General features: G+C 39.9%; 1 protein-coding gene and 2 pseudogenes. All 3 read right to left on the bottom strand.

Annotated features, from left to right (window positions below; all coding sequences use genetic code 11):
- Positions 1–3,558: pseudogene (locus A0739_RS09245) on the bottom strand (beta-N-acetylglucosaminidase domain-containing protein); the annotation flags it as partial.
- 279 nt (positions 3,559–3,837) lie between these two features.
- A pseudogene (locus tag A0739_RS10745) lies at positions 3,838–3,945 on the bottom strand (YSIRK-type signal peptide-containing protein); the annotation flags it as partial.
- Positions 3,946–4,110: 165 nt separating this feature from the next.
- Entirely contained in the window at positions 4,111–11,223 is a 7,113-nt protein-coding gene (locus tag A0739_RS09240; RefSeq protein ID WP_061587781.1) for an SIALI-17 repeat-containing surface protein, read from the bottom strand.
- Positions 11,224–11,561 lie beyond the last annotated feature (338 nt).

Genomic DNA, 11,561 nt, shown 5'->3' with positions numbered 1-11,561 from the left:
GATGTAGCGATTTCCTGGCATCTTAGAATCGTGTGTCCAACCATCTGTCAATGAATCATCGTGTTGGCTGTTGGCCACACCATCTCCCACTGTCACAACATCTGTCCAAGTTTTACCGTCTTGGCTGACTTGAATCTTGCCATCACGAAGGTAGTTTTGTGTTCCGTCTTGGATATAAGCTCTAATCTTCTTGATAGTGCGTTCGCTGCCAAGTTTCAAGGTCACATGACCATCTTTATGGGCATAGTCTGAAAACTCAACGAAGTTGTTGTAAACACCGTCAAATAGTTGATCTAGGTTGTTCAGCTTACGAACATCATTGCTTCCGTATGTTGGATGAATGCCCATAGTTGTAGATTCTAGTTTGGTTGGTTGCACTTCTTTGGTTGTCACAAGGAGAGAAGTGGCTGTCACAGCTTGTTCCTGATCTGTTTTATTGACCAGACGCACATAACGTACCAAGTGACTCACTACAGATCTGTCTGTCAACTGGCTAGCTGGCGTCCACTCTTGCGCATTTGCAGAGTACTCAAGTCTAAGAGCAGGGTTGGCCTGACCTTGGAGCTGGATGCTCTTGATTTGATGGATACGGTCAAGCTTCATTCCTAGATAGCTATTTGCAGGAAGTTTGGCTCCAGCTGGAATTTGAAGCTCGTAACTGCCTAAGCTATCCACTACCGGAGTTTCCTTCAAGGATTCCACGTTGGTGTCTGTTAAGTCAAGATTTGGACTATCGACATCTACTGTAAATTCCGCAATTCTCCACCACTTATTTAAGGTTTGTGTATTGCGAATGCGAACAAAACGAGTTGTAAATTCTTTCACAATATCAGAAGTTCGTTGCCCTGATAAATTTTGAAGCGTTGTCCAATTTGTACCATCTGCAGAATATTCGATGACACCAGATGCTAGTTTGTCTCGTTCCCCTTGCATCAGATGAACTCGTTTTACTTTGTGCAGCCCACCTAAGTCCATTTTTACCCAGGCTTGCGCTGGTGTGACATTGGTCTGATCAACATGTGCCATCATGGATTCTGTGTTTTCTCGACCATCTTGCATCTGAACAACACTTGTTCCATATTTGTAAACAAGGTTTGGACTTAAACTAATAGCGCCCCTAACCTTCTTACTACCCAATTCTAGGGGTCTGTTAACAGCAATTTCACGCATGGCAAGCCAAGCATTATCCTTCTTAGCTGTTGCTATCATACGAACAGCTTGAGCTGTGATATCGAGGTCATTAAATTCCAGAATACGTTCTCTACCAGTATAAGCGGGGCTCGTTATGGCTACCCATTCTCCATGTTCATTTTGATATTCAACAAGAGCATTACTAAAGGTATAATTATCGGCCGTATTAGTACCTGTAGCGAAACCTAATTTGTGTATTTTAATTGCCTTATTAAAGCGCAAGCCTACATAATCGCCTCTCTCAATCACGATGGTTGTTTTGGCAATCACATGTGTATCAAAGTCACCATCTGTGACTTCTTTCAATCCGCCTTCTATTCCAGCACGATTCGTAATAAATGTTGTCACAAATTTATCTGGATTCAACATTGCTTGGATATGTAAGGCTAAGTATTCTTTGAGATTATTGATAAATGGTCGAATATGTTGGACACCAAATTCTGCGTATTCATAATGGTCAACGTAAAAGAAGGCATACTTAACTGACTGGTCATAATGTTTGACTCCGGCCTGATAATACTCCCACACCTTGGCATCATTCTTTTCAGTAAGACCTTCTGTAGCTGTTAGGAAAGCCTCAAGCGCGTTCATTTGATCTACTGTATTCTCTAACCAATAGTGAATTTGTTCGATTAATTTCTGATCACCTTTTTCTTTAAGTAATAGAGCATTGGCTTTCAAACCAGCAAAAATTTCCCTCAACTCTTTTCTTTCAGTATCCAGATTTTGACCAGATTTGAGTTTGTTATAGAATTCTGTCAATTTTGGAGCCAATTCTACAGACTCTTCTAATTTAGTGACATGGGGAGGTCTATTTTGATTGCGCATGTGTTTTCCGAGTTCTCGAAAAGCCTTCGAAACACTGCTTTCTTCAAAATGATCATTAACTACATAGTTAAAGGCCATATCGTTGATTTGTTCTGCTTCTTCTACACTTCTCCATTGTTTCCATCCATACTGAGCCATATCAAAAAGTGCCACTTTAGATGCTTCAGATTGTTGCATTGGATTTAGCATAATTCCTTGTGCAAGTGATAAATCAACATTTGGATGTAAGAATTTTTCACCACCTCCAAGAATTAGGTGGGGTTTTGTATTATCATTACATGGCCAGTTAATCCAGAACTGAATTGGACGGTAAGTCTTACCACCTTCTGTTAAATTTTTCTTTAAGTTCGTTAAGAATGTTTGGTCAACAGCCCCCCAGACCTTTCCACCAGTAAGAGTTAAATGGACATTTTCAGGAAGATGTTCATTCAAGGTTCGAAGTTCAGCTTCAGTTCCTTGCCCCATGTACCAGGCAGGAACAAAAATCATATCTTTACGGAGACCACTGTATGTTGTTTGTTTTTCAGTCAACCAATTTGTGATATCCTTCATCAAGCGAACATAACTATGGTAACCACCAACTGGGCTTGGTGCATCATCTGCAAGCACACCAAATTCACGCACTCCCACGTCCAACAACTGAGTAAACTTAGCCTTTATGGTTGCAAGATCAGCCTGGTAATGCGCTTCATTGCCAAAGCGGATACGATTGTTCATAAATGGATGGATGGTCCAAACATAACGTGTTTTCGTTTGATTACCGACACGTGCAAGTTCTCGGATTTCAGCCAGTTTTTCTTCTGGGTAAAGTTCACGCCATTTCTTATTGTGGTATGGATCATCTTTTGGTGCGAAATAGTATTGAGTTAACTTCAATTCACTTCCATAACGCATCAATTCTTTACGATTTTCATTAGACCATGGATTTCCATAGTAACCTTCGATAAACCCACGGTTCTTGATTTCAGCGTAATCTTCCACTGTCACATTGCGAAGGACTGGCACTTGACTTTCCTTGAGCATATGTTTCAAGGTTGTCAAACCATAAAAGACCGCATCTGTGTCTTTTCCGACGATGGAGATATAGTTGTCCTTGATGGTCAGAGCATAAGCATCAATTTTGTCAAAGAGACCTGCGGAAACCTTGGACAAGTTTTGTTCTGCTTGTGAACCTTGTCCATGCACTCCAAGATAGATATTAGTTGCGTCAGAAACGGTCGTTTTACTAATTTTGTAAGATACTTGATTGTCCTGCAAAACGCTCTTCAAGCGATTGCGAGTATAGATATCGAGTTGATCGCCCATTACCAGATTGACTTGCTTACGAAGGGCTGTGACACCTTCTCCATAAGTCACTTTTTGTGGAGTTGGAAAGACCTTGTACTCTTTTTTGAGATAGTCTGAGCTCTTGCTGGCAGCTTCAATACTGGCTTCGCTAGCTGGTTTGCTTGCTGTAAATTGATTGGCCAATTCAACTGTTCCATCACCTGTTTGCTCTACTTTTGGAGTTTCAGGTGTAATTGGTTGACTAGGTTTAGCGATTCCTTTATCATTTTGTCCTCCACTCATGGCTTCAGACGGCTTTGTTTCATTCTCTGGAATTCTAGGTGCTTCAGCTGGTTTAAGATTATTTGTCGAATCAGTAGAACCAATCGTTCCTGTAGTTTCTCCATTTCCAACTGTCGAGCTTGCTTCCTTCCCAGCATTTTCTTCTGCTTTCTTCAAAACTGCTGCAAGTTCATCAGGTAACTTTTCCAATGGCTGAGCTTGAGTTATAGTTCCCTCTTTATCTCCTACATTACCTGTTTCTGCTGCCTCTACTAAATTAACACCAAAGATACTGGCACCAATCATAATAGAAGCTACTCCAATAGCGAATTTACGAATACTGTAATGACAACGTTTATTGAAAAAATTTTTATCCATCTTTATCTTATCTCCTTTCATCCAAACACGAAAGTAAACGATTCCATTTTTACTAGTAAAGACGGAGAGGCCTAATCGGTCCTCTCCATCTCTTCAACTCATTTATCGATGTGATTTTTTATCATCGACCAAGCTATACCAATCGGATAGCATTAGACGCACAAACTAATCCTCTTTTCGTTTTGCAGTTAATAGGGCTGCTGACAAGGCCAAGCTAACACCTGCCAAGAAAATGGCTGTTTCAGATTCTCCCTCACCTGTTTCTGGTAATCTATTTTGCTCTTCTTTTACTACTGAAACATTTGGTTTTATAGTCTGGTCATGAGCTAATAGCTCTACTGGATAATCTGGTTTTTCAAGAACAGGCGCTTCCTCATTTCCTACCGTGGCTAGAACACCATGATACTCTGGAAGTTTATGTTCTAGAGCCATTACAGCATTAACGCCACCCTTAAATTCAGGTTTCTCAACGCTTGGTGCCGCTTGATCTCCTACAGTAGCAAGAGTTCCTGTGTATTCTAGAACTTCGTTTACTGCTGCTTCTACAAAGTTAGCACCTCCTTTGAATTCTGGAACTTCATTGACTGGAGCTGGCTCCTCGCCTTTACTACTTGAAATAGATGCTTTCACTCCTACTTCAACAATGCGATCCTGAGCCTTTCTTTCTTCAGAATGAACAAGACTTCTAGTAGTACCCAAAACTTGAATATAGTCAACTTTTTCTCCATCTTGTCCTTCAGAAACGATACGACGTTGACCTTGAGCAAGTTCAGGGTTTTCACGAATAACTTCTTTAAACGGAAGTGGAGTCTTTTCAATTTCCAAACTTGGAGTTTCTGCTACTAAGTTCTTAACGCCTTCTGTTGGTGTTGTTTGGAAGGTAGACTTAAAGTGTAAACGATATTCTTTCACCAGATTTCCATCTTTGGAAACAAGACGAACCAGTGTTGGAAGATTGGCATTTCCAGAATCCACAACTGTAACTACTCCATGTCCACTAGTTGTTGCAGTGACTTTTGGTTTTGAACCCATTGTTGTTAGAGTGTAATCTGTCACATTTGGATCAAAGTTTTCCAATGCTTTTCCGTCGATCGAAATAGTCGCTGATGGTGTTTCCACTTCTGATCCCTTGCCTGCAGAGTAGGCTGTAAATTCTACAAGTGCAAGACCATTGGTGGTAGCCTTACGAGTCATGCGCGCACGAATAGCTGTCGTTTGAACCGGTTCAAAGTTAAACTCGATTGGTTTACCAGCTACTAATTCTCCAGAAGCTTTGTAAGAAATTGGTGCCCAATTTTCTGCCTTGTTAAATGGATGATCGGCATTTTCTTCGTAACGAGAAATCGTACTTGGTTCTGTAAAAGCAGGACCAATATATCTTTCTAGAACCATTTTCTCTGGAGCATCTGTGCCACTATCTTTAAAGAACTGAATGGCTACTTTCCCAATAGATTGAGAAGCAATTTTTCCATCCTTCTTAAAGAGTAATCCAACAGAAGTTTCTTGATTTTTCGGAGTACGAGACCAGTTTGTCCAACGTCCATCTTCATTGTATTTTCCATCATTGATATAGAAAATTCGATCATGTGAAGCTGCTTGAGTATCGTTCGTTGTCGAAGCAAAAGCTTTAGAATCAGTTTCATTGTTGCTTGGATTTTCTGAAATGACTTGATTGCCTTTAGCAACAACTGTCACCTGCATTTTAGTCGTTAGATTTGTACCAATGACATGACCGGTAACTTCAAATGTTCCCTCATGCTCTGTCGCATGTTCAGGAATAGCATCCCACTTCACTGCAAGTTTATCTGTAGTCCAATTAGTTGAAGTTGGATAATAAACACTTACTTCTGAAGGAAGTTGAAGATTGTCTCCAACATTCAAGATTTTAGCACTGTTTTCTGCAGCAAGAGGTTGACTAGTTTCTCTCTCATCATTGCGGAAAATTCGATATTCTTTCAACACCGTACCATCTTCTGCTTTCAAGATGAGACGTGTTGCACCTTTTGGACTTGTTGCAGGAACAACTGTTACCAAACCATTATTGCTAGCTGTTGCTGTGATTTCTTTGCTAGATTGAGGAATATAGTAATCTGTCTTAGATGGATTAAAATGCTCAAGATCCTTGCCATCTACCTTGATAGAAATCTCTGAACTTGTTTCACTTAAGACCTTGTTTCCAAGCACAGTTAGCTCTGTCAGACCAACACCTGATGTTCCATCTGCTTTCTTCATACGAATACGAACAGCGTAGGTTTCGACCTTGTCAAATGTGAAGTGATTGGTTTGTGTTGCAGACAGCTGACTTGGAGCATGTAAGTTTTCAACTGCTTTCCAATTGTCTGGATTATTAAATGGATGATTACTATCTCGTTGCGCATGACTGACATCACTTGGTAAATCTGGAATTTCTTTACCTACATAATATTCAACTACATATTCTTTTGGAAGACCAATTGCTCCATCAGTATAGAAATCAACCGACAAATTGTTGACAAAACGCTTCGTCAAGTCTCCTGAATTACCAAATAAGATAGAAGCCCAGTCATTATCAGTATTTGTTCTCCAAGTAGTCCATCTATTTTTAGCATCTGATGACGTTCTTGATACAGTCAAATCGTTCAAGGTGTTGGCTGTGTCATCTCCTCCTGTATTGGATACAATGGCAGCTGGTAATTGTGAACCTGTCCATTGTTTAGAGATATTATTTCCAGCAACCACTTGACTAGACACTCGAACATGAGCTTTAGTTGTCAGATTGCTACCTACTAAACGACCATTGATTTCATAGACCCCTTCAGTTTGACTAAAGTTGGCTGGAACCTGATCCCAAACAACATCTTTATAGATAGTTGTTCCGTTAGAATGGTAAGCCCGAACATTAGCTGGCAATTGAACCGTCTCACCCTTAGGTACTGTGAGACTGATTTCCTCTGCAACTTGCAATCCTTCAACCGTTACAGTCGCTTGAGCTTCAATATCTGTGCCTTCCACATGTCCTTTAAGCGTAAAGCTATGATAGTGCCCCAACTCTTTTTCATCTACCTTATCCCAAGCTACAGATACTTTGCGTGGCAAGCCCTTATCAAATTCTGCTCCAACTTCTTTAGGTAGATTCGGTTGCTGATTGATATCTGTAGAAACAGACACAGGATGAAGTTTCACAATCTTCTTGCTGACTTTATTTTCTTTAATCACCACTTCAGTGGTTACAGATTCTGTTTTCTCTGTTTGATTATCGATTCGAGGTGTCAAAGTCACTCTTCCCTTAGTATAGAGCAATAGATTCTGACCATTCACCTCAAGATGTCCCCCATCAGATGATTTAGCTTCTAAGTGAATATCTGAAGCCGAAAACTCTGTTTGTGAACCATCCTCATAACGACCAATGACGTGATAAGTTAATACTTGATCTTCAGTGGCAGTTTCTTTTCCTTCTACAACCACTTCCAAACGTTTCAAAGCAGGAGCTTCCTTCACAAACTGAATTAAGTAAGTTTGAACCAAGTCACCCTTTTGGTCACTCAAGAAGACAGAAGCCTGATAACCATTATCAGCAGAAGCTTGCTGAACAGTTACTTGATATCCGGTAGTCTGAGCTCCAACACTTGGAATAGTTGCAGTGTAAGGAAGGGATACACGGTAATAGGTCTTGCCAGACTCAAAATTCTCAAGAGCTTTATCCCCAACAGTAAGTCCTGTAATGCTACTTGCTGTTTCCTTACTACTTGCGATAAAGGTTGCAGTCACTTCACGGTCGTCATCTACCAATTTACCAGTAGCCTCCGTACGTCCACCTTCCTTGTTCAAAGCAGCAGGGTCTTTCAAGGTCCAAGAAACAACATCAGTATCAATCAAGCTACCATCTGTCAGAACAGCTGTGACCATTTTATCCAAATCAGCCGCATTCGTTCCAACTGGGACTGTAGCAACTTTTGGTAACCATCTATCTAAAGCAATCACTTTAACAAGTGCCTCAGCTTTAGTTTCCAAACCTTCTACACGTCCAGATACTTTTTTCTCACCTGCGCTTGTAAGCAAGTCAGATGGCATTTCCCAAGTTACAGTCTTTTCCTCAACACTACCGTCACTATAAATAGCTGTTACTGTTTGAGGTAATTCAGGATTTGTCGTCACATCAGTTGTTGCTTTTACAGGAGCAAAGGCTACAAAGTGACGATTTTCTTTCTTACCAGACACCGTTGCGACCGTTGCGCTATCAGATGTCAAACCAGCAGAATCTGCATAAAGAGTAAATTTACCTTCTTTTTCTGTTGATTTTACAATGACAACCCCTTTACCATTGAAAGCACGTCTTTGCCATGTTCCATCTGCTTGAGCTTTGTAGCGTTCACGACTAGCTTGTTCTCCATTATCCACACCAACGATTTGTCCCTGACCATGAAGATTGAAATGAACAAGATTGTTAGCTGTAGGAACCACATTACCATCGCCATCAACAATTTCATAATGGATGTAGGATAGGTCCTTTCCATCTGCAGTGATAACATGCTCTTCTTTAGTCAGACGAACTCTTGCTGGCTCCCCAGCAGTTGTCACACTATCACGCGCAATTTCGTTGCCATTTTCATCTCGAGCAATCGCAGTCAGTGTGCCTGGTTGGTATTTCACAAGCCACTCAAGATACAATTCACTTGGTTTAGCTCCCTCATGATATGGACGTCCATCTTCTGTCCTTTTCTTAGTAAATTCCTTTTTACCAAGCGACTCTCCATTTAAGAACAATTCGACGCTTGCAGCATTTGAGAAGGTACGAACCGGAACCTTTCCATCAATCAGCATCTTGCGATCCTTAAGGGTCTCTTCAGTCCAGTTCCAATGTGGTAAAATGCGAACAGTTGGCTTTTCTTTAGCACTATACCATTCACTACGGTAAAGGTAGAAATCATTCTTTGGTAAACCAGCTGTATCAATAATACCAAAGTAAGAGCTCTTGACAGGTGTACTATCTTGGTTATGCCATGGAGTCGGTTCTCCAATATAGTCAATTCCTGTCCAGATAAATTGTCCAGCATAGCCAGCACGATCACGGTCAAAAGTCCATGATTCAGTAGCTGTTCTTCCCCATCCAACACGGTCATTACCATAGTCAGATTGTTCATAGTGACGATTTGGACGATTGTCATGTCCAAGGATTTGAGCAGGGTTATAATAAGAATCACGCGTCCTAGTAGCCGAAGAAGTTTCAGAACCATAAATGAGCCAGTCTGGATGCGCTCTACGAACAGCATCATAATTACGTTCACCATAGTTCATACCGACAGCATCCATAATTTCTGCTAGTTTCAAGAAATCACCTGTCGCCGCACGACTAAATTTGTTTTCCCCCATGGTTACATAACGCTCAGTATCAATCGCTTTGATAACTGCCTTCAAGCGTTTAGCAGTTTCGATAGAACGAGGACTACCATTTGCCTCCTCTACCTCATTTCCAAGAGACCACATGACGATAGACGGATTGTTCTTATCACGTTCTACCATTGTTCTGAGATCAAAATCAGACCACTTCTCACCCTTCTTAGCCTCCGGATGAGTTGCATCTTGATCAAAGAACCGTCCATAGTCGTAAGTCTTCTTGCCACCATACCAAGTATCAAAAGCTTCCTCTTGAACCAAAAGACCTAAACTAGCTGCAGCATCAAGCAACTGAGGACTCGCTGGATTGTGGGTTGTTCGAATAGAGTTAACCCCCATATCTTTCAAGAGTTTTAATTTACGATAGGTAGCCTTATAATTCTCTTCTGCCCCCAAGGCTCCATTGTCATGGTGAATACTTACTCCGTGGAATTTCATGCGTTCACCGTTCAGAGAGAAACCTTCCTTAGCAGTCCAATTGAAATAACGGTAACCAAATGTATCTTCTGTTACATCAACTAGTTGACCTTCTTTATAAACCTTTGTTTTCAACACATACAGTTGAGGATGATAACTTTTTGTCGTCCAAAGAGTTGGTTTATTAACTAGGATTGTTTGTCTGAAATCTGCAGTTTCATTTTCTGCTAAATTCTTCGTTTCAGAGCGGACTAATTCTGAAACAACCTTACCTTCCTTAGTAAAAATTTGTTGTTCCACAAAGACTTTAGCAGCCTTCTTATCCGTATTTTTAATCTTACTTTGAACCTGTGTTTCAACATTCCCTTCTTTTTGCTCAGCAAGTTTTGGAGTAGTGATATGATTACCATTTTCGGCAACATGGACTTTATCACGATAACTAAGGGTTACATCACGATAAATCCCACTTCCTGAATACCAACGACTACTTGGTTGCTTATTGGTCACTTGAACAGTAATTGAATTTTCACTACCATCCTTGTTTAAAAATTCTGTGATATCATATGAAAAATGATTATAGCCACTTGGATAATGTCCGACAAATTTACCATTTACATAGACCTTTGAATCCATGTAAACCCCATCAAAATTGATACGAACATCCTTATTCTTGTCTGCTTCGTCTAATATGAAAGTCTTATGATACCAAGCTGTTCCACCATTTAACTGCCCACCTTCATTACGAGCGGGAGACTTGTGATCAAAGTCAAAATAAATACTCCAATCATGAGGAAGATTCAATTTAGACCAATCATGAACATCCACATCTTTTTTTGAAAAATCTCCTTGGGCATTTAGTTTAAAATACCAATCTTTATTAAAATCTTGTTTTCGTTCCGATAATAGTTGTTTTTCCTTTTCAACTTCGGCTTTGTTTGACTCTCTAGACAGCACTTGCGATTTTTCAGAAGAAGGTTTAATCTCTGTGTCTGCTTTCACTTGGTCCTTTTCAGAAGTTTTTTTAGAATCCTCTTTCACTTCTGTTCCAGCTGTTACTGCAGATTCAACAGGCTTTGGATTTGCCTCTTCAGATTTCTGTTTGTTATCAGCCTTGTTTCCTTCTTCTACTTTATTTGGAGTTTCCCCTTTAGGACTAACCAATTCACGACTACTCTCGTTAGTAGGTGTAGTAGGTTCTGTATCCTTAGTCACTTTGTCTTCTGCCGATTCAGCTTTTGGTTTTACAAACTCACGCCCACCATTCTCATCAGCCTTTGCAATAGCAGCTACCACATCATCGGGAAGCTTATCTAAAGGTTGAGCTTGATGAACAGTTGTTTCTTCTGTTTTAGCATTGGATGAATCCACCTCCTCAGCTTGTACAGCAGAAATACCAAATATACTAGCCCCAATCATTACAGATGCCGCACCTATTGCAAATTTACGAATGCTATAATGACAACGTTTATCAAAAAGTCTTTTGTTCATTAAAATCCTCATTTCTTTTTCTTGATACAAAGTAAGCGCTTACTTTATTTTAAAAAATAACCTCCTTCTGAATACACAAACAAGTACCAAGTTTTATAATATATTTTATATATTAAATATATCAAAAGGCACCTTAAATTGCAATTATTTTCCATTAATTTAATCCAATAAAATGATATATAAGAAGGGGTCATTTAAAAGGAATAGTTGCAATGAAAATAGCTTTCGGTTCTAGACTCTTTCTACTACAAATTGAATTCCATTAATATCTTTTTCAAACTTCAAATTTATAGTTTATAGACTGCATTACTCTACATAAAAAGAAGGCGAACCTCCTT

The sequence above is a fragment of the Streptococcus oralis genome, assembly GCF_001588645.1.
Classification (GTDB): domain Bacteria; phylum Bacillota; class Bacilli; order Lactobacillales; family Streptococcaceae; genus Streptococcus; species Streptococcus oralis_AB.
The sequence above is the reverse complement of the archived record's forward strand: the minus strand, read 5'-3'. Positions and strand labels throughout refer to the sequence as shown.

Excerpts from the sequence above, each read along its gene's own strand:
- A0739_RS09240 (WP_061587781.1), bottom strand. The coding sequence starts at position 11,223 with ATGAACAAAAGACTTTTTGATAAACGTTGTCATTATAGCATTCGTAAA.